This window comes from uncultured Abiotrophia sp. (genome assembly GCF_963520105.1).
Taxonomy (GTDB): Bacteria; Bacillota; Bacilli; order Lactobacillales; family Aerococcaceae; genus Abiotrophia.
The window spans coordinates 1-23,268 of record NZ_CAUQPN010000010.1; the positions used below are offsets into that span (position 1 = coordinate 1).

Here is a 23,268-nt window from a genome sequence, read left to right on the forward strand (position 1 = left end):
CCCCGAAAATGCGTGAGCTAGTGGTCCACTCTGGAGAGTGGTCCACTAGCTACCCGGAAAATGGCGGAATCCCGGGCAAAACCTCCGAAAAAGCGCGAGCTAGTGGTCCACTTTGGAAAGTGGACCACTGGCTTCCCGGAAAAAGGCAGAAAATCGGTAAATGTCCCGAAATGAAGCGAGCCAGTGGTCCACTTTAAAGAGTGGTCCACTAGCTACCTAGAAAAAGGCAGAAACCGGGCTTTTGCCCCGAAAAAGCGTGAGCCAGTGGTCCACTTTGGAGAGTGAACCACTAGCTTCCCGGGAAAAGGCAGAAATCAGGCAATTGCCCCAAAAAGTCGCGAGCTAGTGGTCCACTTTGAAGAGTGGTCCACTGGCTTCCCAGAAAAAGGCGGAAATCAGGCAAAAGCTCCGAAAAGGCGTGAGCCAGTGGTCCACTTTGAAGAGTGGTCCACTGGCTGCCTTGAAAAAGGCGGAAATCAGGCAATTACCCCGAAAAAGCGTGAGCTAGTGGTCCACTTTTTAGAGTGGTCCACTAGCTTCCTGGAAAAAGGCAGAAACCGGGTAAATGCCCCGAAAAAGCATGAGCCAGTGGTCCACTTTCAAGAGTGGTCCACTGGCTACCCGGAATAGGGCTGAAATCCGGGCTTTTGCCCCGATATGGCGTGAGCTAGTGGTCCACTTTCAAGAGTGGTCCACTAGCTACCCAGAAAAAGGCAGAAATCAGGCAAATGCCCAAAAAAGTCGCGCGTCAGTGGTCCACTTTGGAGAGTGGTCCACTAGCTTCCCGGAAAAAGGCGGAAATCGGGCAATTGCCCCAAAAAGTCGCGAGCTAGTAGTCCACTTTGGAGAGTGGTCCACTGGCTTCTCGGAAAAAGGCAGAAATCAGGCAAAAGCCCAAAAAAGGCGTGAGCCAGTGGTCTACTTTCAAGAGTGGTCCACTGGCTTCCCGGAAAAAGGCAGAAATCAGGCAAAAGCCCCAAAAAGTCGTGAGCCAGTGGTCCACTTTGGAGAGTGGACCACTAGCTCTGGCTATTTAGGGCCAGCCCTACCCCTCCCCTTTCAACAAAACCTTCAAATCCCAGAGCTTGGTGGCTAGGCGGGTGCGGCGGTCGTCGTAGGAGCTGAGGCTGATGCCGAGTTGGCGGGCTTTGGCGGTGTCGGTCAGGCGAGGATCTAACAAGAAAGTCAGAAAGTCTGCCTCTTTATCGGACAAGCGCGACCGAGCAGCAGCCAGGAAGGCATCCGCCCCCTGACTAGACTCCTGGGTCCCGCCCTGCTGGGCTTGCCAGGCGCCCGTCTCGCTCCGCTTCAAATCCTGGGCCAGCAGATCAGCCACCAGTTCTGAATCGGGCTCAGCCCCGCCGCCATTTGCCAATAGACCTAAGGGCTCGCGACTGCGCCGGCGGCTGGCGGCCTGGGCCAAATCCCAGAGATAGTAGCGCAGGGCCGGCTTGACATAGCCAACGAAGCGACTGCGATTCTGCTCTTCTAGGAGATTGCCCTGAAACTTGTGGGCCAGGTCCCGAAGCTTAAGGTAGAGTTCCTGATAGAAGTCCTCATAGTCGGGATGGCCGCGGTAGTAACCTTGCGAATGTAATACATAGTGTATGACCCCACCATACTGTTCGACGAGCGCTGTTTGATCCAGCGTCTGGTCTTGTGTCAGCATGGTTTCACCTCTTGGGGCGCTCGCCAGTCAGCCACACTCCCCATCCAAATTCACCCTAAGGGATGAGGCCAAGCCTGGGCAAGGCTGGTCAGGCGCCATGATATTTGTGCTTAATCAGTCACCTATTGGGGCGCGTCCTGTGTTAAAATAAGACTGACCCCACTAGTTCGACTGAACAACCGCTTGTTGACGCAGGCGGTTGTTTTGTTATCTTTTGTCTGGAAAGGTCCGTCGGCTTGGAGCGACGGGACCTGATTTCCCCTCCTCATAGTGGATGCCGAGGGTGCGCTAGGCCTTGCTGGCCTGCTGGCAGATGGTGCTAATATAGGCAAAGGGCTTCTTGGCCTGGCGTCGATGGGCCTGCTCGATGGCTTCAATGACGGGCCAGTAACCAATCTTATCCAGCCAGTTCCGAAATTGCAGGCTTTCCGCCCCGGTCATGGGACCAAAGTAGCGCTCGTAGAAGGGCCGTAGCTTGGCCATGTCGCGCTCCACCCGGACAAATTGGTCCATGGTCTGCTGGCTGACGCCCGTCTGGGACTGGCCTGTTTGACTGATTAGGGACTGGGCCCGGGCTAGGGTCTGGCTGAAGCTCTGGTCTGGTAGGCTGATGGCCTGGCCAAAGGGTTGGGAGCTGGTGGCGCTGGAAGAAGTGGTGTGCGTTTGGTTGGAAGTTGATGTACTGGAGGAAGTAGCTGAACTGGCTGCCCAATCACTAACCACCCCTTTTGCCGAGCTCTCCCCCAACTCCCTAGCATCTAATTTGCCCTCCGAATCAGAGTCCAGCTTGGACGCTGAATTATGATTCTGATTCTGATTGTGATTATGACTCTGATTCTGTTTATGAATCTGATTGTCTTTCTGATTAGGATCTTGATTATGGAGGTCACTAGAGCCTAGGCGGCTTGAAGCCCCCTGCGTCCCCTGGCTCAAACTAGTCACCCCTTCCCCCTCACTGCCTAACTCCTGGCGGCGCTTCAGTTCGGTGGCTAGGACCTCCTGGGACAGTTGGTCGATTAGGCGGTGGCTGTGCTCATAATAGCTGGCTAGGTGCTGGAAGACCTTGACTAGGAGTTGGCTATCACGGACATCTTCGGCCTGATTGCGTAACAGGCGCTCGACCGGCTGGCCGCCTTTGACTAGGCTATAAGTGAGAAAGTCCAGAATGGCCACTTCCTGGGTCTGGTCGGAATAGGCAATGACCTGATAATCGTCTTGAAAGCGAGCCAGGAGTTGTCCCACCTGATCATCGTCCAGACTCATATCGAAGGCAATGACCCGCTTGGGCAGGGAATAGATGCCCAGTTGCGTGGACCGCGGACAGGTCATGAGATATAAGGCAAAGAGCTTGTCCTGGGAGGAATAACGTTCCATCACGTCTACTTGATTCCAGAAGCGGGTGTCGACGACGCGTTTGAGGCTCATAGGTCCTGCCCCTCTCTCTCATTGCAGGCTTGAATGGCCTGACGCAGGGCGCTAGAAGGTTGCCATTTGGCCCAAAAATCCAGGGCGGCTTGCTTGTCGCCTTGGCGAATCATGTCGAAGCGACTGACCTCGAACTGGAGTTTGAAGTCGCGTTGGGCCTGGTGGAAGAGTCGGTAGCGCAGCCCTTCATTGAGATAGGCTGGGGCTTGAGGTCCGCCCAACCAGTCCCTCAGGCACTGACGGCGAATAGAGGCCAGGCCTTCGGCGACGGCCGGTAGAATGACAGGTTCCGGCCGGCTCTCTAGAGCGGGACGGTCGCTGGCCAATTTCATGAGGGCCGCTAGGACCGTTTGGACATCTTGTGGTGACAGAGAATTTGCTTTGTTTGTGTTTTTATTAACATTTGTTGTCATATGAATTCCCCCTATAGGTGACAACTGTGCTTGCTATCGAGCGCCAGCCGCTTGGCTAGTTGAGGACGTGGCCACCGGGTCACGGCTCGATATCTTCTCTGAAATGATGGGGTCAGCCTTGACTGCTGTCTTCTGCCGCTTCAGGATGCTCACGCAACCATAGTTGGTGGTAGAAGATACGAACGAAGGCGTCATTATCCAGATTGAGACCCAGGGCCAAACGCAAGGCCACGCGTCGCCGCGGCTTATAGTGGCCGCAGATAATCCGGTTCAAGAGGGAGCGGTCAATCCCATAACGTTGGGCCCGTTCCTTCTGGCTACCATAATCTGCCTCAATCAGTTGAATCAAGAAGCCAGCATCATAATCCTCATCGCTGTTAGCACGATAGTCTGCCATTGTAATCCCTCCTTTCTGACTTATATTACCTTTAAGAAAAGGTTTACAACTACATCATATTCCCATCTTCACGAATTTTCAAGATGATTTTAATTATTTCCGGTAAAATCGCACAACTTGTTAACTTTTGTTAACCACATGAGCTAGATTGTGCGTATTTCAATCTTTTTTTGGACCTTTCAATCCAATTTGCTAGCCGCTTACATCTCATCCAACACTGTAATCTCCATACTAAAATAAGGACGGAAGCTTAGTTCCGTCCCTATAAATTGCGCTGAGCTAACTATTCTATTTTTAATTTTGGTTCTTGAGTCGATTGAGGACCCAACGCGCCTGATTGGCGCCGGATTCTGCCCCTTCCAATTCAAAGACTTGAAGTGCCTTTTGACAAGCAGTTCTTGCCTCCTCTATCATGGCTTGATTTTCTAAGAGTTTTGTCAAACCAAGATAAGTTAGACCTAAGAGATAGAAGGATTCCGCCGCTTTGGCTACTTCCAAAGCCTCAGAATAATAGTGATAGGCTGCCTCCTGATCATTCATGGCTAAGCAAATCTCTGCTAAACGATAATAGACTCGCATTTTGAAACGACAATCTTCTAGGCTATCCAATCGAACCAGTATCGTTTCATAGTAAGAACGCGCTGCTTGATAGGCCTCTAAATCCATATTCAATAAGCCCATGCTTGCTAGCACTTGGCAATAGAGTGCCGGGAGCCCCGCCACTTGATCCAAAAGCTTCATCAAGCGTGAACGGTAGCTTTCAACATCCTGACTTAAGGAATAATCATTAACTGCCTGTAACCACTGATAATAATAGACATCATCCCCTGCTAATTGCGTCGGGTCGAGACGGTTTAGGACCACCTCTAAGGCCTTATAATCTCGCTGCTCCAAAATTCGTCGCATCTCTTGGTTGAAGATGGTTTGTTGGGCTAAATTCCGCACATGAAATAGTTGATTGATTTCCTCTTGGCTTAAAGCCAATCGGCTACATAGTTTAGCAAATAATTCAACTGATGGCATCACGGTGCCCTTTTCAATCTTACTGATAACCGCCTGGGTGCAAATCCCCTGAGCCAAAGCACGTTGTGTCATCCCCTGAGCTTGGCGTTTAGTCTTAATAAGATGAGCGATAACTTCCTTCATCACCTTACCCCCTTGATTCACTTACTAGTATACACTTTTTTGAAGCCAATGACAAAAATATATGTCAGGACAAATATTTTTTTAAGAAAGCTCATATCCAAATATTTATCAATAACTTTTGATTTATAGACACTTTGAAGCTCTTCTTACTTTTAGGTAGAATGGTTATTTTCATGAAACAAACAATTATAAAAATATGATTCTTTTAGTTATTTGCCAATTAAGATGATTATTTATCCAGATTCTAATGATTGACCTAGAGAATACCGATGGTCTATACTATAGATGAAAGGCCTTTCTAAAATGGGAAAACAGGCTCTTTCGTATAAACAGGACGCTCTATGCCCTTGACTTGGGCACTCATTACTATAATAGGAGGCTACTATGAAACACTTAAAATCCATAATGTTGGCACTTCTCATCCTGGCTTGGCCTATGAGCGGTGTCTCTGCTCATGAACTAATGACAAACGTTACAATCGATGATCAGGTCATGGAACAGCTACAAGCCAATGACTCAGTTGAATTAGCAACCTATCCTGTCACCATGGACTCTGCTAGAGAAAAGCTTGAGGCAGCTATTCAAGCTCATTACAAGATTGTTGACAAAGAAGAATACCAAATAGCTAATGGGGCATCAGGTGTTGCCTACACGACTCAAGACAAGCATCAGATTAATGTCAGTTTTAACCCTTTTATGCAGTCAACTAGCATCATTTATAGCAAGCTCCCAATCTCAAATCTAAGCAATATTGCAACAGGTGCTCTCGAATATCAAAGTCAGCACCCTGACAAGAATTTCTCCTTAAGTTTGACCGATGAAGAAGTTATGGATCGAATCAAGCAATTCATTGCCAGCTATAATCTTGACATCGAATTAGAAAATGTTCAAATACACCGTTTAACCAAGCGTAGTTTCCAAGAGCATATAGCTGAGTACAATCAAGCTGAAGAGAACAAAGAAGACCCGGTCAAACTCCCAGATGGTTATGAATTTCAAGATCTCTACTATGTGACCGCCACGCGCGCCATTAAGGGCACACATTTTTTAAGTAATGATGAAATCATTGGTAACCCGGATGCCGGCAACTATGTCCTCGGCGAGAGTTATCGTTTTATCTTCAACCAGGAAGATATGCTTGATTCCTACATTCTCTCCCATTATCAACTCCAAGACTCAGAAGAGTCCTTAACCTTCAAACCGGCTAAAATTATCGACCTAATCAAGGACAAGTTTGCTGACCAGATTGTCACCAATCCCGTTCACATCGACAAGATCTCTTTAGGCTACGCGCCGATTGTTACTGAGGCAGAACCCCATAGCCGCAAGATGCGCATTGAACCGGTTTGGATTGTCCATATACGTGTCACAGAATCTGAACAAAATGATACAGAACTCTTTGATATGAACCTCTACTTCAGCCCGCAAACAGAGAAGGAGTTGCTACGATGAAACTCGTTTTACGTCTAACTAGCTCTATCTTTAGGCGTTGGGACTTTTGGCTTGCAGTAGGGCTCTATGCCTACTTTCTCTGCATGCCACTTTATAGCGAGTATCAGCGAGGGGGGGGCATGCCAGCCCTGTATTTCCTCAATCGAACCTATCGGGCAACCGATGCTCGCTCTATTCTTCAAGTCATCGCGCTATTTCCAGTGATTCGCACATTCTTTTATCAACTTGATAGTAGCTATCTCTCGCTATGGCTAGTTCGCAAATCTTCTTGGCGGAGTCTCGCCATTCTAGTAGCTGAAGCCCTGCTAATGACAGGTGCTGTTGTAGGCTTGGGTTACATCTTGTCTTTGGCTTTTTTTGCTTGCTTCGTTCCTATCGCTTCGACCGATGGGCGAATCTTAAGTCAACTTCTCACCCAATACCCTGGAGCTCATCTACTTGGAAGCCCTTGGGTTGGTTTCTACTATTTGATTCCATATTTTCTGCAATGGGCAACTACTTCTTGCACGCTCTTAGTGGTCATGGGGCTGGCTATGTTCACAGATAATATTCTCTTCTTGACTATTAGTCCCCTCTTGTTTTATGCGCTCTTCCGCATGAAGCTTGTTTGGTATATGGTGAATCCTCTTAACATTTTTACTCCTGAGATTACTGCCTTGAAAGGAATGTACAATAATCAGCTGCTACCTGTTTTGGCCCATCAGTTGGCTTATTTAATCCTCTACATCCTACTCGCTTATTATCTGCTACACCGAGCACTTAAGAAGCGAATAATCGGACGCTACCAATTTGCTATCTAGGAAGGAGGTAGGATTAAATGTTTTGGAATTTATGTCTTCAACAAGTTAGACGCACCATTATCTCTAGCCGTTTTCTTATTTCCTTACTATTAGTTATTGGCTTCAGCCTCCCTGAATTACTGGGCCTTCGAGCAATGGCTAACCATTTTCACGAGACCATACACCTTGGCTTTTTCGTTTTTTTCTTGTCCAATAGTTTTCGCATTATGGTTTTATTTGTTGCCCTGGCACTACTCTTCGCGCCCCTGCCAGATCGCAGTGAACAGCAAATGCAACTGATTTTACGAACTGGCAAGCGGGTTTGGCTATTAGCTTATCTTGTGGCGATTGTCATAAGCCTCTTGGTCTTTCTCTTATGCTATCTTCTCTTCTTAGAAGTCATGTTAGTAGGACACCTACGTTTTGACTCTCGTTGGGGTAAGATTTTAGGGAGCTTAGGTCAACAGCCACAATTTGGTCTGCCTTTTGAATTGACACTTAAGTATGATTACTATATTCAGTCACAATTGAATCCTTGGACCGCCATTTGGCGACAATTACTAGTGCTCCTGCCAATCACAAGTCTCTTCGCCTTAGGAGCCTTTCTACTCAATCTTATCCAAGATCGTTTAGGGAGCTTCTTCGTCTCTACTTTAATCAGTGTGCAGCTACTAGGGGGCTATATTCAAGAATTTGACTTTTATCGCATAACAGTTCTTTCTTGGGTTGGGTTATCGAATATCGCCAATGAGCAGAACGCGGCCCTTCCTTCGCTTAGCTATATTGGACTTTGTCTTGCTGGCTTTGCTATTTTTCTAGCTGGCCTCTTGGCCTATTTCCTCTCCCGCCATTACCGTATTCAATACTAGGAGGTATATCATGACAGCATTTCTATCCTTAGACAAGGTCACCAAGCGATTCAAAAATGACCTGGTTTTTGAAGATGTTTGCTTAACTGCAGAACCTGGTCAGATTGTTGGATTAGTGGGACATAATGGCTGTGGCAAAACGGTTCTCTTTAAGTGCATTGTGGGTCTTCAAAAGATTCAAGCTGGGCAGATTCAAATTGCCAATCAAGTGATTGGCCGTGATGTAGAAATTGCCCAAAATGTCGGCATTCTCCTAGAAAAACCGGGCTTCATCCCCTATCTCAGTGGACAAGCCAATCTTGAACAACTAGCGGCCATTCGTCGAACCATTGACCGCGCACAAGTAGAAGCGGTCCTCCAAAGTGTTGGTCTCTACCAAGCACGCCATAAAAAAGTTAGCACCTATTCTCTCGGTATGAGACAGCGCCTCGGCATAGCCCAGGCCATCATGGAAGCGCCTGACCTAGTCATCCTAGATGAGCCCTTTAATGGTCTAGATAAAGAAGGTCTCCAACAAATTTATCAAGTAGTTGAAGACTTGGCCGCCCGCGGTATTACCATTTTAATGGCTTCACATTATCAGGCGGATATTCAGCGCCTTTGCCAAAAAGTCTATCAATTTGAGAACCATCATCTCTATCAACAATCATAAGACATTAGCCAGGTTATTTCCTACTTAGCTTAGGAAAACTGGCTATTCTTTTGCACAAAAAAAGACGGGAAGCTAAACTTCCCGTCTCTCTTGCATTTCTTAGTACCAGCCGTTGGCTTCCCAGAAGACTTTGGCTGCTTCCCAAGAACCGTAACGGTTCTTAACGTATTCGTCAGCGACGCGTTCTTGGTTCTCAATGGAGTAGTCACCGTTCAAGTACTCAGCAGTTAATTGGTAACGGCCGATGTAACGACCTGATGGGTTGACTGCGTTGTAGTCACCACCGGATTCCTTCTGCGCAATCCATTCTTTGGCTGCGGATTGGATCCCTTGGTAGCCTGAGCTTGAGCTGTTGCTTGTAGTTTCTTCGGTCTTGCTTTCTTCGGCAGCTGGGGCAGCTTGCTCAGAAGATTCCTCGACTGCTGGTGCAGCTGGCGTCGCTGACGCTTCTTCAACTGGCGCTGGGCTTTCAGCTACAGGAGCTGTAGATTCCGCAACAGGGCTTGAGCTTTCTTCAACTGAAACTGGCGCGTTGACTTCGCTAGCAGCTTGGAATTGAGACTCAGAAGATTGGCTTGCTTGCTCTTGGGCGCTGGCAGGCTCAGCAACTGGTTGAGCTTGCGCTTGGGCTTGCGCCGCAGCTGCGGCTTGTGCTTCTTGGAAAGCAGCGGCAGAAGCCGTTGGCGCTTGATGAACTTGAGTTACAGGTGACAAGTCAACTGGTTGTTGGCTTGCTTCCGCTAAAACTTCTTGTGGAACAGTTTCAGCAGCCACTTGTTGGTGGGTATCCGCTTGAACGGTTTCCACGTTCCCTTGACGGTCGTCTAAGGTCACGGTGTTAGCGCTTGGGTTATAGTAGATAACAGACCCTGCAATAATCAAGTCTGGGTTGGCAATGCCGTTAAGACCGACTAAAGATTCTGTTGGCACATCTAAGGCCTGAGAAATGGTCCATAAGGTGTCGCCCCACTGTACCACATAGTATTGTGAGTTGGTTACAGAGTTGCGGACATGTTCAACCGTCCGTTGAACCCAGCCGGTAACAGACGCATCAGAATAATCTACGGCTAAGGCAGTTGCTTGTTGTGCTGCGAAACCTAACACGGTTAAGGCAGTCACCACTTTAAGTGTCTTCTTCATATAGATATCTCCTTTATACATCGCACACGCCCTCGGGCGCAGACGTTAAATTCTTTTAGTGGGTAGGCGCTGGACTTGCGTGAGCTCCTGGAAGCTTGGCTTGCTGAAACTTCGGAAAGCTTGGCTTGAACTTCTGAAAGCCGGGCTTGAGCTCCGGAAAGCCGGACTTGCCTGACCAGGAATAAGCCAGACTTGCTGACCTAGACCTATTAAGCTAGGAAAAGCCGCCAAACTTGGCGTGGCCAGAGACCCTCCACCTCGTGTCACGTATTTATCATACCCTAATTAGACGCTCCTGTGGGGAAAATGCCCCAGATGTTAATCAGCTTTAAAGGATCCCGCCCCAAGCTGACGCAAGTTTGTTATCTAGGGCGGGGATTGTAACCTGGCTGTAACTTTTTTGGTGTGGTGCTGGGGGGGCTTTTTGGTTGCTGCCTTGTTCTTAGGGAGCCAGTGGTCCACTCGACGGAGTGGTCCACTGGCTCACGGCTTTTCGGGCTTTTGACCCAGTTTCCGCACTTTTCCAGGGAGCTAGTGGTCCACTCGACGGAGTGGACCACTGGCTCACGGCTTTTCGGGGCTTTTGACCCAGTTTCCGCACTTTTCCAGGGAGCTAGTGGTCCACTCGAAAGAGTGGACCACTGGCTTGCGGCTTTTTGGGCTTTTGACCCAGTTTCGGCACTTTTCCCAGGAGCTAGTGGTCCACTCGACGGAGTGGACCACTGGCTCACGGCTTTGCGGGGCTTTCGGCCTAGTTTCCGCACTTTTCCAGGGAGCTAGTGGTCCACTCGACGGAGTGGACCACTGGCTCGCGACTTTGCGGCAACTTTGCCTTAGTTTCCGCCTCTCTCCTAGCCTTTTAATCCGGCTTCCTGCCCTTTTCCTAGCTTCTCATCAACTTTTTATCTCGAGCTTTCGTGCAAAAAGGCCCCTTTTCGGGTATTTATATATGAAGATACATTTTCACACCGAAAGGAGAATGCGGCATGCGACCGCCGACTTGGGATTTCTACTTTTATCAGCTGCTTAGTCAGCGTTTTGAACTGAATGATTCGGACCAACGAAGGCTGGCCCGTCTGCGAAAAGGTTACGAGGGGGAGTGTCGGCTGGACGCCAGTATCCAGGCGGCCGGCTTGAGCTCGATTTATCTGCAGGATGTCTGGCTACCTAGCCGGGAGGGGCCGGCGACTCGGGGCAGCCAGTTGGATGGGGTCTTGGTCTTGCCGGATTGCTTGTTGCTGCTGGAGGTCAAGCACTACTCGGGCTCCTTCCGCTACCTAGGCAAAAAAAGTTTGCTAAATGATCGACCCTACCACCACAATTTAGTCAATCAAATTGAAAATCATGTTGAGGACTTGCGTCAATTTATCGAAAGTTGCCATCTGCCACCTATTCCTATCCGGGCCCTGCTCATTTTCACAGACGACCAACTCGCCCTAGAGGGGACGCCGGCCCATTTTCTGACCTACGCCCAGTGGCTGGACCTGCTCGGACAGCTAGCTAGCATACCGCCTCTGGCCAGCCAGTCCCTCTACTTCAGGGCGCTCAGCCCCTGGCAATTCCAAAACCCGCACCGGCCGCGTCAACTGGCACCGGTCGAAGAGCAGTTGCTGCGGCGGGGGTTGCTTTGTGGGAAATGTGGCTGGGGGCCGCTAGAACAATCGCGCTATAAGTGCAGCTGCCCCGCTTGTGCTTTCAGTGAAAACAAGTCGCGTTGCTACTTGCGGGCCCTCTATGAGTTTGCCCTCTTGCATCCTGACCAGGCCATCACAAGGAGGGCGGTGCTGGATTTTCTGGGAGAGGACGCCAATCCCAAGCTTGTGACCAAGCTGCTGGCCCATTATGCTCAGCAGCAAGCCCACGGTCACGGCGCCAACGTGCCCTACGCCATCGCCCAGCCCCACCTCAAGCTGCATGACTTGCTAGAAAATCCTGACCAGCCCGTGCAGATTCATTAGTCCGCAGGCAAAGGGAGCTAGTGGTCTAATAGCTCGCGCCTTTCCGGGCTTTTGACCTAGTTTCCGCACTTTCCCGGGGAGCTAGTGGGCCACTCGACGGAGTGGTCCACTGGCTCACGACTTTTCGGGCTTTTGACCCAGTTTCGGCCCTCTTTTCAGGGAGCTAGTGGTCCACTCGAAAGAGTGGTCCACTGGCTCGCGGCTTTAAAAGGCTTTTGACCCGGTTTCCGCACTTTCCCAGGGAGCTAGTGGTCCACTAGAATGAGTGGACCACTGGCTCACTACTTTTCGGGACTTTTGGCCTAGTTTCGGCCCTTTCCCAGGGAGCTAGTGGTCCACTTTAGAGAGTGGACCACTAGCTCTCACCTTTTCCGGCTTTTGACCCATTTTCTGCCCTTTTCCTGGAAGCTCGCGGCTTTCCCTAGCTTATGGCCCATGTTCCGCCCTGTCCTAGCTTCTGCCCCATCCCCAAACCCCTCCCACGCCACACAAAAAGCCCGCACCGGAGTGCGGGCTTTTCTCTGCTTTCTTTTCCTTATTACTCTGTCACGTAGACCGGACGTAGGTTGATGGTACGGCCGAATGGCATGACTTCGAAGTTTTTCACGCGGGCTTTGAGTAGGTAAGAAGTAGCAGATTGATAGATTGGCGCAGCGACTGCGTCTTGCTTAATACCGATGACTTCGGCTTGGATTAAGGCTTGGCGACGCTTAGCTGGGTCCTTGGCGTATTCGTTGCGGGCTTGCTCCACTAGTTTGTCGTATTCTGCATTGGAATATTTCGCGAAATTAATGCCGCCGCCAGTCTTGTACTGCTCAATAAAGTTAAGGGCATCTTGATAGTCTGGCGCCCAAGTCCCGTAGAAGATGTCAAAGTCAGATTGACGTTGGAACTCTAGACGGTTCTTGAGGGGTACGCTGGAAATGGTCAACTTGAGACCTGGCAAGTTGGCTTCTAATTGGGCCTGCAAGAACTCAGCGGTCCGCTTGGACAAGCCAACGTCAGAAGTCAGTAATTGCAATTCAATGGTGTCCTTGCCTAGGGCTGCTTTGGCCTTAGCCCAGTCAGCTTGGGCTGCTTCCAAGTTATACTCTAACATTGGGCCAGCCGCTGTTTGGTAGTCCTCGCCTGCCTCGTTGACGTCGAAGTCCTTAGGCACTTGGTTGTTGAGGACCTTGGAGCCGTCTTGGATGACGGAGTCTGCGTAGACTTGCTTGTCGAAAGCTTGGGCAATGGCGCGACGTAAGTCGGCATTAGCGGTCGCTTCCCGTTGGGTGTTGAAGCTGAGGTAACCGATGGTGGCCTTAGAAGCAGTATGGAAATCATCCGCCCCAGTGTATTCTTGGACAAATTGATCAGTCAAAGTGGTGTAGTCCAACTGGCCAGCATCGAAGAGGTCGGCACCAGTGGAGTTTTCTTTGATGACTTGAACTTGGACATCCTTAAGGTAAACGTTGGCCGCATCCCAGTAGTTGTCGTTCTTGACCAATTTCCACTCCAGGTTGGTCCCGTTCCAGTCTTGAATGGTGAAAGGACCGTTGGTGACCACATTGTCAGCGCTGGTCCCGTACTTGTCGGCCTTGGCGCTGTGAACCGCCTTGCTGACAGGCATGTAGCGGCTACCAGACAAGAGTTTTGGCAAGTATGGCGCTGGGTATTCTAAGGTCACTTCAAGTGTCTTGTCGTCTAAGGCTTTGACCCCTAATTCGGAGACTTCTTTTTCACCTTTGCGGACTGCGGCTGCGTTCTTGAAGACGTCAACCGATTGGACGCTGGCACCAGACTTAGGATCGGCCAGACGTTGGTAGCTGTACTCGAAGTCGGCCGCCGTCACCGGGCTGCCGTCGCTCCATTTGAGGCCGTCGCGCAAGGTAAAGGTGTAGGTCAAGCCGTCGTCAGAAACTTTGACTGATTCAGCTTGGCCAAACTCCACTTCGGTCCCGTTCTTAACCCGGTAAAGACCTTCGAAGACCTGACCGATCATGTCGGAACTTGGCACGTCATTGTAGAGGGCGCTGTCCAAAGTAGCCAGCTCCCCTTGGGTTGCGATGCTGAGCTTTTGCTCTACAGAGGCGTCAACGCCAGCTGGTTGGGCAAAGCTTGTCACAGGGCCAGCCACAAAGCTAGCCAATAAAGTCGCCACAAGGGCGGAACGTTTCAATGCTTTTAATTTCATTAAAGAACCTCCTATTGGGTTTTCATTCTAATCATCATGAGAATATTCTAGCCCTTTTGCCGCCAATAGTCAATCATTTAGTTTCTATGACGGGTTATAGGGCTCAGCTATAGTGGAAAGGGGGATTCTTACAAGGTTTCAGCCCTCTCCCAGCGAGCCAGTGGTCCACTCGACAGAGTGGGCCACTGGCTCACGTCTTTTCCGGACTTTTGGCCCTGTTTCGGCCTCTTCCTTGTGAGCTAGTGGTCCACTCTCCAAAGTGGGCCACTGGCTCGCGCCTTTTCGGGCTTTTGACCTAGTTGCGGCCCTTTCCCAGGGAGCTAGTGGTCCACTCTCCAAAGTAGGCCACTGGCTCGCGGCTTTTCCAGGCTTTTGACCCTGTTTCGGACCTTTCCTAGGCAGCTAGTGGTCCACTCTCTAAAGTGGGCCACTGGCTCACATCTTTTCCAGACTTTTGACCCTGTTTCGGACCCTTCCCAGGGAGCTAGTGGTCCACTCTCCAGAGTGGGCCACTGGATCGCGCCTTTTCCAGGCTTTTGGACCTGTTTCGGATCCTTCACGGGGAGCCAGTGGTCCACTCCCCAGAGTGGGCCACTGGCTCACACATTTTTCGGGCTTTTGACCCAGTTTCGGCCTCTTCCTAGGGAGCTAGTGGTCCACTCTTCAAAGTGGACCACTGGCTCGCGCCTTTTCCAGGCTTTTGGCCCTGTTTCGGCCTTCTTCCGGAATAATTTCCGCCTTTCCTAGACTACTTTCTGCCTTTTTGGGGGCTTGGGGCTCTTCCACAGAAAGCTCCCCAGCTCCCGCCGCCCCTCTCCACACAAAAAGCCCGGGCTAGGCCCGGGCTGTCACAATTCTTAAAATTGCTTGAAGCGGTCTTGGCGTTGGGCCAGGCGCTCTTGGGCCGTTTTTTGGCCTAGTTTTTTGAATTCGCGCTTAATCAAGTGGCTGAGGCGCTCTAAGAGGACGTCATTTTCCACGGGCTTGGAGTTGTAGGTCTCAGGCACGATGCGGTCGATGACCTTCAAGTCCAAGAGTTCAGTCGCCGTTAATTTCATCATGTCGGCGGCCTTGCCGGCTTGTTTGGCGTCTTTCCATAAAATCGAAGCGAAGCCTTCAGGCGACAAGATCGAGTAAATAGCGTTCTCCAGCATCCAGACTTGGTCGGCTAGGGCCAGGGCAATGGCACCGCCGCTCCCGCCCTCGCCCAGAATAATGGCGATGGTCGGTACGGTCAGTTCACTCATAAGCAACAAGGAAGAGGCAATGGCTTCCCCAATCCCATTTTCCTCGGACTCAGGCGAACAGAAGGCGCCGGCCGTGTTAATGAGGGTCAGGATAGGCCGGCCAAATTTCTCGGCCTGCTTCATAAGGCGTTGGGCCTTGCGGTAGCCAGCAGGACTGGCTGAACCGAAGTTGCGCTTGATGTTTTCCTTGGTGGTCTTGCCCTTTTGAATGCCGATGATGGTCATGGGCTGGTCGTCCACCATGCCTACGCCGCCAATAATGGCCGCGTCATCGCCCATAATGCGGTCGCCATGGCACTCGATGAAGTCGTCGCCACAGAGGGCCCCAATCACATCCGAGGTGGAGATACGCTTAATGTCGCGGGCTTTTTGGACAATTTGATAAGCCTTCATTCAGCCTTCCCTCCCTCGTGAATGGTCAAGAGTTGCGCCAGCATCCGCTTTTGGCGGTCGCGGGGCACGATTTGGTCGATAAAGCCATAGCCTAGGACGGTCTCAGCCGCCTGGAAATCATCAGGCAAAGGCTTGCGCAGGGTCTGCTCGATTACCCGTTTGCCGGCAAAGCCGACCGTCGCATCCGGCTCAGCCAAGATGACGTCACCCTGCATGGCGAAGCTGGCCGTGACCCCACCGGTCGTCGGATGGGTCAAGACGGCACAGTAGAAGCCGCCGGCCGCCGAATGACGGGCTACGGCTTGGCTGACCTTGGCCATTTGCATGAGGGACAGAATGCCTTCCTGCATGCGGGCCCCACCTGAGGCGATATAGAGCACAACCGGCAGGCCTTGGGCGGTGGCCAGGTCAAAGAGCCGAACCAGCTTCTCCCCCACGGCCGTCCCCATGGAAGCCATGACGAAGCGGCTATCCATGACGCCTAGGGCCAAGTCATGGCCGTCCAGGCGGCCTGTCCCAGTCACGATGGCCTCCTTAAGACCCGTCGCTTCCTGCAGCTTGGCTAATTTTTCAGAATACTTAGGAAAACCTAGGGGATTATCATTCCAGAGATCAGCGTTGATTTCTTGGAAGCTGCCCTCATCCACTAACCAGTCAATCCGTTCCATAGCCGGAAATGGCAAATGGTGGTGGCAGTGCATGCAGCAGTAGTCCTCAGGCTTCTGCTTGGTGAAGTAGACCTTGTGGCACTTAGGACAACGAGCCATCAAATCATCTGGGATTTGAGCGACCTTATCCGAATATTTTGCTACGGCGTCCGCATTCAATTGAATGGTTTTATTACGACGAAATAATGCCATTTACTAGGCCTCCTCTGTTGCTTCAGCCTCTTTCTGGAAGTCCAGCCAGGCTGGCATGAAGCTTTCTTCTAACCACTTGGTGTGGTAATCATCCGCTTGGATGTGGGAATCCGCCACCATGGCTTCTAGCAGTTCCACGTTGGTTACCAGTCCATCCACGGCCACTTCATAGAGGGCCCGTTCCATGAGTCGGAAGGCCGCCTCACGATTAGGTTGGTGGACAATGATTTTAGCAATCATGGAATCATAGAAAGGTGGCAAGGTGTATTGAGGATAGATTCCAGACTCCACCCGCAAGCCCATACCGCCAGACGGTAGGACTAGCTGCTTGATATGGCCAGCAGCCGGACGGAATTGGTGGAGCGGGTCTTCCGCATTCAAGCGGCACTCAATGGCAAACCCTGACAAGACAATGTCCTCTTGTTGATAAGAGAGGGGTTGACCCATGGCGATTTTAATCTGTTCTTGGACGATGTCCACCCCGGTAATCATCTCGGTTACCGGATGCTCCACTTGCAGACGGGTGTTCATTTCCATGAAGTAGAATTCGCCATTGTCAGCCAAGAGGAACTCGATGGTCCCGGCATTGGTGTAGCCAATGGCCGAAGCGGCCTTAACGGCTGCCCCACAGATGGCCTGACGAGTGTCCTCATCTAGGCAGACAGCGGGCGCAAACTCAATAACCTTCTGGTTATTACGTTGCAGGGAGCAGTCCCGTTCACCCAGGTGGATGACATGGCCATGCTCGTCGCCCAGAAGTTGGACTTCGATATGGCGGGCTGGGTAGATGATTTTCTCGATGTAGAGATCTTGGTTACCGTAGACCGACTGGGTTTCGTTCTGGGCTTGGAGGAAGAGGGCTTCAAAATCCTTAGGATCTTCCACCCGGCGCATACCCTTACCGCCCCCACCGTCGGCTGCCTTGATAATCAAGGGGAAGCCAATCTTTTGGGCGATGGCATGGGCTTCTTCTAAGCTATGCACCAAGCCGTCGGAACCTGGCGTGATAGGCACGCCGGCTGCCTTCATGGTGTTGCGGGCATTTTGCTTGTTCCCCATGGCTTCGATAATGTGGCTCTTAGGGCCAATGAATTTGATATTGACCTCTTCACAGAGGGCAACGAAATCGCTACGCTCGGATAAGAAGCCGTAGCCTGGGTGGATGGCGTCAGCCCCCGTCACCATGGCAGCGGACAGAATGGCCACTGGGTTGGCGTAGGAGTCTAAGCCCTTGGCAGGCCCGATACAGATGGCTTCATCCGCTAATTGGGTATGAAGGGCCTCCCGGTCTGCCTCGCTATAGACCGCCACCGACGTAATATTCATTTCGCGCAGGGCCCGAATGATTCGGACTGCAATCTCACCACGGTTGGCGACTAACACTTTTTTAAACATATTATTTTGCTCCGATAATGAAGGTCATTTCTGCTTCCGCAACTTTTTTGTCGCCAACGAAGGCTTGGCCGTAACCAATCCCTGCGTTCTTACGCAATTTGACGATGTCTACTTGGAGACGAAGCACGTCACCAGGTACTACCTTTTGACGGAATTTTACCTTGTTCAAGCCACCTAGGTAAGCGGTCTTGCCTTGGAAGCCTTCCATTTGCAAGAGTGGGATAGAACCGGCTTGAGCTAAAGCTTCACAGATGAAGACACCTGGTAAAACAGGCTCGCCTGGGAAGTGACCTTGGAAGACTTGTTCGTTGATGGTCACGTTCTTACGGCAGACGATTTTTTCACCTGGAATCAACTCATCCACAGCGTCGATGAAGAAGATTGGGTAACGGTTAGGGATAATGTCCATTACTTGTTGAGCAGTTAATAAAGTCATGTTTATTCCTCTTTTCTTTGGGGGTGATGTTTCAATCAGATTAGCTAATGCGGAAGAGGGCTTGGCCGTATTCCACGATGTTTTCATTTTCAACTAAGATAGCAGAGACCACGCCGTCTTGAGGGGCCACAATCTCATTCATGAGCTTCATGGCTTCAATCAAGCAGAGGACTTGGCCCTTCTTGACGCTGTCGCCTACTTGCACGTAAGGATCCGCATCAGGGTTGGCTTGCAGGTAAACCACCCCTACCATAGGGGCTGGCACCTCCTTACCAGCGGCTTCTGGTGCTGGCGCAGGAGCAGCAGGCGCTTCTACCACTTCAGGCGCCGCCACAGGGGCTGGGGACGCCAGGCTAGCTGGGGCTGTTAGGGCAGCAGATTCGGTTACATCGGTCACCACGACTGGGGCTGGCGCTGCCACTTGTGGCACTTCCTTAGCCAGGAGCAGACGCTCATTGTCATTGGTGAATTCGAAGTAGGCCAGGCTAGACTGGTCGAGTTTGTCGATTAATTTGACGAGTTCTTCATATTGCATGCTTACTTACCATCCCATCGTTTGAAGGCGAGGACCGCATTGTGACCGCCAAAGCCCAGGGAGTTAGACAGGGCAACTTGGATGTCTTGTTGGCGTCCATGGCCTGGGACATAGTCCAGGTCACAGCCTTCTTCTGGATTTTCTAGACCGAGGGTCGCTGGTACGAAACCTTCTTCCAAGGCCTTAACGCAGACAATGGCTTCTACCCCACCGGCACCACCTAAGAGGTGACCGAAGTGGCCCTTAGAGCTGGATACAGCCACTTTGTAAGCTGCATCGCCCAAAGCATACTTGATGGCTTGGGTTTCGCCCTTGTCATTGGTTGGGGTGCTGGTCCCGTGGGCATTGATGTAGTCCACGTCTTCAGCGCTAAGCCCGGCCATAGCCAAGGCTTGCTTGATACATTCACCGGCGCCAGACCCGTCTGGGGTTGGAGCAGTCATGTGGTAGGCGTCTGAGTTAGCCCCGTAACCCACTAATTCAGCATAGATGTGGGCGCCACGAGCTTGGGCAGACTCCAGGGATTCCAGGAAGAGGACACCGGCCCCTTCACCCATAACGAAGCCATCGCGGTCCTTGTCAAAAGGACGGGAAGCAGTGGCTGGGTCTTGGTTGGTGGACAGGGCTGTCAAGGCTGCGAAGCCACCAATCCCGATTTCACAGATGGTAGCTTCTGCCCCACCTGCCAAGCAGGCATCTAAGAGGCCTGTCTTGATCTTGAGGAAGGCTTCCCCGATAGAGTTAGTGGCAGAGGCACAGGCTGTCACGATGTCCAAGCTTGGGCCCTTGATGCCTAACTTCATGGAAATATTACCAGAGGCCATGTTCCCGATGGTCAGTGGCACGAAGAGTGGCGGAATACGTTTAGCGCCCTTCTCAATCATCTTACGGATGCCTTTTTCGATTTCGATTAAGCCCCCGATCCCAGAGCTGACTAAGACCCCTACCCGGTGGGCATTGTCTTCAATCTGGTAGCCTGAGTCTTTGACGGCTTCTACTGATGCTACTACGGCATATTGGGAGAAGAAGTCCATCCGTTGGGTTTCCCGACGGTCTAAGACTGGGCTTGGGTCGAAGTCTTTGACTTCAGCGGCCACAGAGACGCTAGAGCCACTGTGGTCGAATTTAGTGATAGGCGCGATACCGCCCTTGTCATGGCGCATGCTGTCCCAGAATGCGGCGACATTGTTACCAATTGGGGAGACAGTCCCCAAACCTGTTACGACAACTCGTTGCATAATTACCTCCTGTAGTGCGGGTCTAGGAATCAGACCTTAGATGTGCAAGCCACCGTTGACTTCGATGACTTGGCCTGTGATGTAGTCATTGTCGATTAAGAAGTCGACTGTTTTAGCGATATGTTCCACTTGGCCAAAGCGTTTGAGTGGGATTTGGCCTAACATGGCTTCCTTGACGCGATCAGATAATTGATCGGTCATGTCAGTTTCGATAAAGCCTGGGGCGATGGCATTGACGGTGATGCCACGGCTAGCCACTTCGCGGGCTAGGGACTTGGTCAACCCAATCATACCAGCCTTAGAGGCAGCATAGTTGACCTGGCCCGCATTCCCCATAACCCCTACAACGGAAGTCATGTTGATAATGCGGCCGCCCTTTTGCTTCAAGAGACGTGGGGTCAAGTGACGGCACATGTTGAAGCAGCCGTTCAAGTTGGTTTGGATGACGGCGTTGAAGTCTTCTTCGCTCATGCGCATAACCAAACCATCGCGGGTAATACCGGCATTGTTGACCAATACGTCTACTTGGACGCCTTGGTCATAGAGGTCGTCCACTAATTGCTTGGCCACGTCGAATTGGCTGATGTCGCCAGTCGCTTGTAAGACTGGTTGCTCATAGCCGTCAAATTGGGCTAAGATTTCAGGGGCAATGGGACTACGGCTGTTCAAGATGACACGGTGGCCTTTAGCCGCTAAGTGGTGGGCAATGGCTAAGCCAATCCCGCGGGAGCTGCCCGTAATCAAACAGGTTAAGGTCATTTATTCTTCCTCCGTTAAAAAGTTTTTGAGGGCGTCGAGGTCTTCGACTTTGTCCAGGACTTGTACCTTGAGGGGCAGGCCTTCGCGTTTGAGCAGGCCAGCTAAGGTATTGCCGGGACCGATTTGAACTAGGTGAGTCACACCTTCTTCAACCAATTTATCAATGGTTTGCTTCCAGTAAACTGGCTCAACAAGATGTCGAACAAGTACTTGGGAGAGGCTTTCAGGCTGATGAAGGTCTAGCGTGGTGTTACTGATGACGGGCACGTCCCCTTGCTTAAAGGTCACTTTCTCCAGGGCTTGGGCCATGGCTTCTTGGGCATTGGCCATCAAGGGACTATGGAAAGGTCCTTCGACTTTGAGGGGGATGACTTTCTTGTAGCCGGCAGCTTTGGCGATTTCCTTGAAGCGCTCAACCGCCGCAATGGTCCCAGCCACGATGATTTGGGCTGAAGAGTTGATATTGGCAATGTAGAGCGGCTCTTGATCGGCCACTTGGGCTACCAAGGCTTGACATTCTTCATAAGGCACACCCATAACCGCCGCCATTTGGCATGGACTGTCGCTGGCTAGGGCTTGGCATTGTCTGGACATGAGTTCGCCACGTTCCTGCAATAAGGCAAAGGCGCTGGCTTGGTCTAGGGCACCACTGGCAACCAGGGCGGAATATTCACCTAGGCTCAATCCGGCCATATAGCTTACAGGAGGTAACAAGTCTTGGATGCTACGGTAGATGGCTAGGCTGGTCGACGTAATGGCGACTTGGGCATAGCGGGTCTGGCCGAAGCGTTCAGGTTCTTGTTGGATCCATTCTCTTAAGGGCCAACCGGTCACCGCTTCTGCCTGCTCATAGACAGCGCTGGCTTGGGGAAATTGACGGTCGAAGTCCATTCCCATGCCCGCATAGTGGGCACCTTGGCCATTAAAGATAAGTGCTAGTTTCATACACTGACTCCTATCCTCAGTTATCGTTCGTTTTGTTTGCGTTCATAATATAAAAGGCCCGAAGGCCAGAGCTCACTCCTAAGAGGGATAAAGTCAGAGCAAGCTCTTTGGTTCGCCTACTGACCAGCTAGGGGGTGCCGGCCAGCAGGAAAGGAAATATCAATTATTGATTGACCATGTCAAGTTTGGCTTGAATGGTCTGACGGCATTCTGCCAAGTATTCTTGGATGATGTCGTGACAGGATTGTTCCTTAGAGACCAAACCAGCAATCTGGCCGGCCATAAGGGAACCTGTCTTAACGTCACCTTCGACTACCGCACGGCGGAGGGCGCCTTTACCGATTTTGTTCAATCGTTCAAAGTCTGGCTCTGCCTTGCTGGTTTCTTCTTTTTCCGCTTGCAGGTATTCGGTGGTTAAGGCGTTACGCAAGACCCGTACTGGGTGGCCGGTAATTTGACCGGTCACGACGGTTTCGATGTCTTTGGCCTTAATGATGGCTTGCTTGAAGTTGTCATGAGCGTTAGACTCATGCGCCACGACAAAGCGAGTCCCCACTTGAACCGCGGAAGCCCCCAACATGAAGGCTGCTGCCATGGCACGTCCGTCCCCAATCCCGCCGGCAGCGATGACTGGGATATTAACGGCATCCACCACTTGTGGGACCAAGGCCATGGTGGTCAGTTTGCCGATGTGGCCCCCTGCTTCCATACCTTCGACGACCACTGCTTTGGCTCCGATGCGTTCCATACGTTTGGCCAAGGCCACAGACGCTACTACTGGAATCAGGCTAATGCCCGCTTCTTCGAAGCGCTGCATGTACTTACTTGGGTTACCTGCACCAGTGGTAATGATTTTGACGCCAGATGCGATTAAGTAGTCTACCACTTCTTCCACATGTGGGTTCAATAACATTACATTGACAGCGAAAGGTTTGTCGGTTTTGGCAAACATTGCCTCTACCTTAGCGCGAACTGTGTCCACGTTGTCGTGACCAGTCCCGATCACCCCTAAGCCGCCTGCATTTGATACCGCGCTTGCTAAATCAGCGTCTGCTACCCAAGCCATTGCGCCTTGAACAATTGGATATTCAATGTTTAATAACTCCGTAATAGCTGTTTTCATACCTTCAGTCCTAACTTTAAGAAAAATAGATTATAAAGAGTCGATGTAGTTTACTAAGTCTTGAACAGTCTTCAAGTTTTGGTCAGTGTCGATCGTGATGTCTAATTCATCTTCGATTTCGCTGATGATTTGGAATACGTCTAAGCTGTCAGCTTTCAAGTCGTTTTCGAAGTCAGTGGTTAATTGTACTTCTGCTTCGTCGATCCCTAATTGGTTAGCAATAATCGCTTGTACTTTTTCAAATGTCATAATAATGATCCT

General features: G+C 51.0%; 22 protein-coding genes. 5 read left to right on the forward strand and 17 right to left on the reverse strand.

Annotated elements, in window-relative coordinates:
• Window positions 1–1,045: 1,045 nt before the first annotated feature.
• From RWO08_RS08590 to RWO08_RS08610, 5 genes are all read right to left on the reverse strand, one after another.
• On the reverse strand, window positions 1,046–1,669 hold the full coding sequence (locus RWO08_RS08590; protein ID WP_314211812.1) for a hypothetical protein: 624 nt from the start codon (window positions 1,667–1,669) through the stop codon (window positions 1,046–1,048).
• 288 nt (window positions 1,670–1,957) lie between these two features.
• A complete protein-coding gene (locus RWO08_RS08595) occupies window positions 1,958–3,094 on the reverse strand; it encodes a hypothetical protein (RefSeq protein ID WP_314211813.1) in 1,137 nt (378 codons plus the stop codon).
• Complete coding sequence (locus tag RWO08_RS08600) at window positions 3,091–3,507, reverse strand: ORF6C domain-containing protein (protein ID WP_311469029.1); 417 nt, start codon at window positions 3,505–3,507, stop codon at window positions 3,091–3,093. The genes RWO08_RS08595 and RWO08_RS08600 overlap by 4 nt, the downstream gene beginning before the upstream one ends.
• A 112-nt stretch (window positions 3,508–3,619) precedes the next feature.
• The gene (locus RWO08_RS08605) at window positions 3,620–3,904 is read right to left on the reverse strand and encodes a helix-turn-helix transcriptional regulator (RefSeq protein WP_070755143.1); all 285 of its coding nucleotides are present in this window, start codon (window positions 3,902–3,904) and stop codon (window positions 3,620–3,622) included.
• A 294-nt stretch (window positions 3,905–4,198) separates the two neighbouring features.
• On the reverse strand, window positions 4,199–5,050 hold the full coding sequence (locus RWO08_RS08610; protein WP_314211814.1) for a helix-turn-helix transcriptional regulator: 852 nt from the start codon (window positions 5,048–5,050) through the stop codon (window positions 4,199–4,201).
• Window positions 5,051–5,434: 384 nt separating this feature from the next.
• Here RWO08_RS08610 and RWO08_RS08615 point away from each other — a divergent pair, with 384 nt between their 5' ends.
• The 4 genes from RWO08_RS08615 (at window position 5,435) to RWO08_RS08630 (ending at window position 8,802) form a co-directional block, all read left to right on the forward strand.
• On the forward strand, window positions 5,435–6,502 hold the full coding sequence (locus RWO08_RS08615) for a hypothetical protein (protein ID WP_314211815.1): 1,068 nt from the start codon (window positions 5,435–5,437) through the stop codon (window positions 6,500–6,502).
• Entirely contained in the window at window positions 6,499–7,302 is an 804-nt protein-coding gene (locus RWO08_RS08620; RefSeq protein ID WP_314211816.1) for a hypothetical protein, read from the forward strand. Before RWO08_RS08615 ends, RWO08_RS08620 begins: the two co-directional genes overlap by 4 nt.
• Before the next feature lie 206 nt (window positions 7,303–7,508).
• Entirely contained in the window at window positions 7,509–8,150 is a 642-nt protein-coding gene (locus RWO08_RS08625; protein ID WP_314211817.1) for a hypothetical protein, read from the forward strand.
• A 10-nt stretch (window positions 8,151–8,160) separates the two neighbouring features.
• Window positions 8,161–8,802, forward strand: a complete 642-nt coding sequence (locus RWO08_RS08630; protein ID WP_311466775.1) for an ATP-binding cassette domain-containing protein — start codon at window positions 8,161–8,163, stop codon at window positions 8,800–8,802.
• A gap of 99 nt (window positions 8,803–8,901) precedes the next feature.
• Here the strand turns inward: RWO08_RS08630 and RWO08_RS08635 are convergent, their stop codons facing one another.
• Complete coding sequence (locus RWO08_RS08635) at window positions 8,902–9,942, reverse strand: LysM peptidoglycan-binding domain-containing protein (RefSeq protein ID WP_314211818.1); 1,041 nt, start codon at window positions 9,940–9,942, stop codon at window positions 8,902–8,904.
• A 986-nt stretch (window positions 9,943–10,928) separates the two neighbouring features.
• Here RWO08_RS08635 and RWO08_RS08640 point away from each other — a divergent pair.
• Window positions 10,929–11,900, forward strand: coding sequence for a nuclease-related domain-containing protein (locus RWO08_RS08640; protein ID WP_314211819.1), 972 nt, complete (start codon window positions 10,929–10,931; stop codon window positions 11,898–11,900).
• A gap of 538 nt (window positions 11,901–12,438) precedes the next feature.
• Here the strand turns inward: RWO08_RS08640 and RWO08_RS08645 are convergent.
• From RWO08_RS08645 to RWO08_RS08695, 11 genes are all read right to left on the reverse strand, one after another.
• Window positions 12,439–14,076 (reverse strand): peptide ABC transporter substrate-binding protein, encoded by a 1,638-nt coding sequence (locus tag RWO08_RS08645; protein WP_314211820.1) that lies wholly within the window; start codon window positions 14,074–14,076, stop codon window positions 12,439–12,441.
• Window positions 14,077–14,933: 857 nt separating this feature from the next.
• Window positions 14,934–15,716: a carboxyltransferase subunit alpha gene (gene accA, locus RWO08_RS08650; RefSeq protein ID WP_291431585.1), complete on the reverse strand. Its 783-nt coding sequence runs from the start codon at window positions 15,714–15,716 to the stop codon at window positions 14,934–14,936.
• A complete protein-coding gene (accD, locus tag RWO08_RS08655) occupies window positions 15,713–16,576 on the reverse strand; it encodes an acetyl-CoA carboxylase, carboxyltransferase subunit beta (RefSeq protein WP_314211821.1) in 864 nt (287 codons plus the stop codon). The genes accA and accD overlap by 4 nt, the downstream gene beginning before the upstream one ends.
• Window positions 16,577–16,579: 3 nt before the next feature.
• A complete protein-coding gene (gene accC, locus RWO08_RS08660; RefSeq protein ID WP_291427511.1) occupies window positions 16,580–17,971 on the reverse strand; it encodes an acetyl-CoA carboxylase biotin carboxylase subunit in 1,392 nt (463 codons plus the stop codon).
• A 1-nt stretch (window position 17,972) separates the two neighbouring features.
• A complete protein-coding gene (fabZ, locus tag RWO08_RS08665) occupies window positions 17,973–18,407 on the reverse strand; it encodes a 3-hydroxyacyl-ACP dehydratase FabZ (protein ID WP_070755848.1) in 435 nt (144 codons plus the stop codon).
• Between the two features lie 40 nt (window positions 18,408–18,447).
• The gene (gene accB, locus RWO08_RS08670) at window positions 18,448–18,942 is read right to left on the reverse strand and encodes an acetyl-CoA carboxylase biotin carboxyl carrier protein (RefSeq protein ID WP_314211822.1); all 495 of its coding nucleotides are present in this window, start codon (window positions 18,940–18,942) and stop codon (window positions 18,448–18,450) included.
• Between the two features lie 2 nt (window positions 18,943–18,944).
• The gene (fabF, locus tag RWO08_RS08675) at window positions 18,945–20,180 is read right to left on the reverse strand and encodes a beta-ketoacyl-ACP synthase II (protein ID WP_314050716.1); all 1,236 of its coding nucleotides are present in this window, start codon (window positions 20,178–20,180) and stop codon (window positions 18,945–18,947) included.
• Window positions 20,181–20,216: 36 nt separating this feature from the next.
• Entirely contained in the window at window positions 20,217–20,939 is a 723-nt protein-coding gene (fabG, locus tag RWO08_RS08680) for a 3-oxoacyl-[acyl-carrier-protein] reductase (RefSeq protein ID WP_314211823.1), read from the reverse strand.
• Window positions 20,940–21,884: an ACP S-malonyltransferase gene (locus RWO08_RS08685; RefSeq protein ID WP_314197383.1), complete on the reverse strand. Its 945-nt coding sequence runs from the start codon at window positions 21,882–21,884 to the stop codon at window positions 20,940–20,942. It lies immediately after the preceding gene.
• A 163-nt stretch (window positions 21,885–22,047) separates the two neighbouring features.
• Window positions 22,048–23,007: an enoyl-[acyl-carrier-protein] reductase FabK gene (gene fabK / locus RWO08_RS08690; protein WP_298077227.1), complete on the reverse strand. Its 960-nt coding sequence runs from the start codon at window positions 23,005–23,007 to the stop codon at window positions 22,048–22,050.
• 30 nt (window positions 23,008–23,037) lie between these two features.
• Window positions 23,038–23,256: an acyl carrier protein gene (locus RWO08_RS08695; protein WP_023391761.1), complete on the reverse strand. Its 219-nt coding sequence runs from the start codon at window positions 23,254–23,256 to the stop codon at window positions 23,038–23,040.
• Window positions 23,257–23,268 lie beyond the last annotated feature (12 nt).

Bases quoted from the DNA above. Each gene is read 5' to 3' on its own strand.
- RWO08_RS08590 (WP_314211812.1), bottom strand. From the start codon at position 1,669: ATGCTGACACAAGACCAGACGCTGGATCAAACAGCGCTCGTCGAACAG.
- RWO08_RS08640 (WP_314211819.1), top strand. From the start codon at position 10,929: ATGCGACCGCCGACTTGGGATTTCTACTTTTATCAGCTGCTTAGTCAG.
- RWO08_RS08595 (WP_314211813.1), bottom strand. From the start codon at position 3,094: ATGAGCCTCAAACGCGTCGTCGACACCCGCTTCTGGAATCAAGTAGAC.
- RWO08_RS08630 (WP_311466775.1), top strand. From the start codon at position 8,161: ATGACAGCATTTCTATCCTTAGACAAGGTCACCAAGCGATTCAAAAAT.
- fabZ (WP_070755848.1), bottom strand. From the start codon at position 18,407: ATGACTTTATTAACTGCTCAACAAGTAATGGACATTATCCCTAACCGT.
- RWO08_RS08645 (WP_314211820.1), bottom strand. From the start codon at position 14,076: ATGAAATTAAAAGCATTGAAACGTTCCGCCCTTGTGGCGACTTTATTG.
- RWO08_RS08605 (WP_070755143.1), bottom strand. From the start codon at position 3,904: ATGGCAGACTATCGTGCTAACAGCGATGAGGATTATGATGCTGGCTTC.
- RWO08_RS08600 (WP_311469029.1), bottom strand. From the start codon at position 3,507: ATGACAACAAATGTTAATAAAAACACAAACAAAGCAAATTCTCTGTCA.
- RWO08_RS08620 (WP_314211816.1), top strand. From the start codon at position 6,499: ATGAAACTCGTTTTACGTCTAACTAGCTCTATCTTTAGGCGTTGGGAC.
- accC (WP_291427511.1), bottom strand. From the start codon at position 17,971: ATGTTTAAAAAAGTGTTAGTCGCCAACCGTGGTGAGATTGCAGTCCGA.
- RWO08_RS08695 (WP_023391761.1), bottom strand. From the start codon at position 23,256: ATGACATTTGAAAAAGTACAAGCGATTATTGCTAACCAATTAGGGATC.
- fabK (WP_298077227.1), bottom strand. From the start codon at position 23,007: ATGAAAACAGCTATTACGGAGTTATTAAACATTGAATATCCAATTGTT.
- RWO08_RS08635 (WP_314211818.1), bottom strand. From the start codon at position 9,942: ATGAAGAAGACACTTAAAGTGGTGACTGCCTTAACCGTGTTAGGTTTC.
- RWO08_RS08625 (WP_314211817.1), top strand. From the start codon at position 7,509: ATGGTTTTATTTGTTGCCCTGGCACTACTCTTCGCGCCCCTGCCAGAT.
- RWO08_RS08610 (WP_314211814.1), bottom strand. From the start codon at position 5,050: ATGAAGGAAGTTATCGCTCATCTTATTAAGACTAAACGCCAAGCTCAG.
- RWO08_RS08615 (WP_314211815.1), top strand. From the start codon at position 5,435: ATGAAACACTTAAAATCCATAATGTTGGCACTTCTCATCCTGGCTTGG.
- accA (WP_291431585.1), bottom strand. From the start codon at position 15,716: ATGAAGGCTTATCAAATTGTCCAAAAAGCCCGCGACATTAAGCGTATC.
- accB (WP_314211822.1), bottom strand. From the start codon at position 18,942: ATGCAATATGAAGAACTCGTCAAATTAATCGACAAACTCGACCAGTCT.
- fabF (WP_314050716.1), bottom strand. From the start codon at position 20,180: ATGCAACGAGTTGTCGTAACAGGTTTGGGGACTGTCTCCCCAATTGGT.
- fabG (WP_314211823.1), bottom strand. From the start codon at position 20,939: ATGACCTTAACCTGTTTGATTACGGGCAGCTCCCGCGGGATTGGCTTA.
- accD (WP_314211821.1), bottom strand. From the start codon at position 16,576: ATGGCATTATTTCGTCGTAATAAAACCATTCAATTGAATGCGGACGCC.
- RWO08_RS08685 (WP_314197383.1), bottom strand. From the start codon at position 21,884: ATGAAACTAGCACTTATCTTTAATGGCCAAGGTGCCCACTATGCGGGC.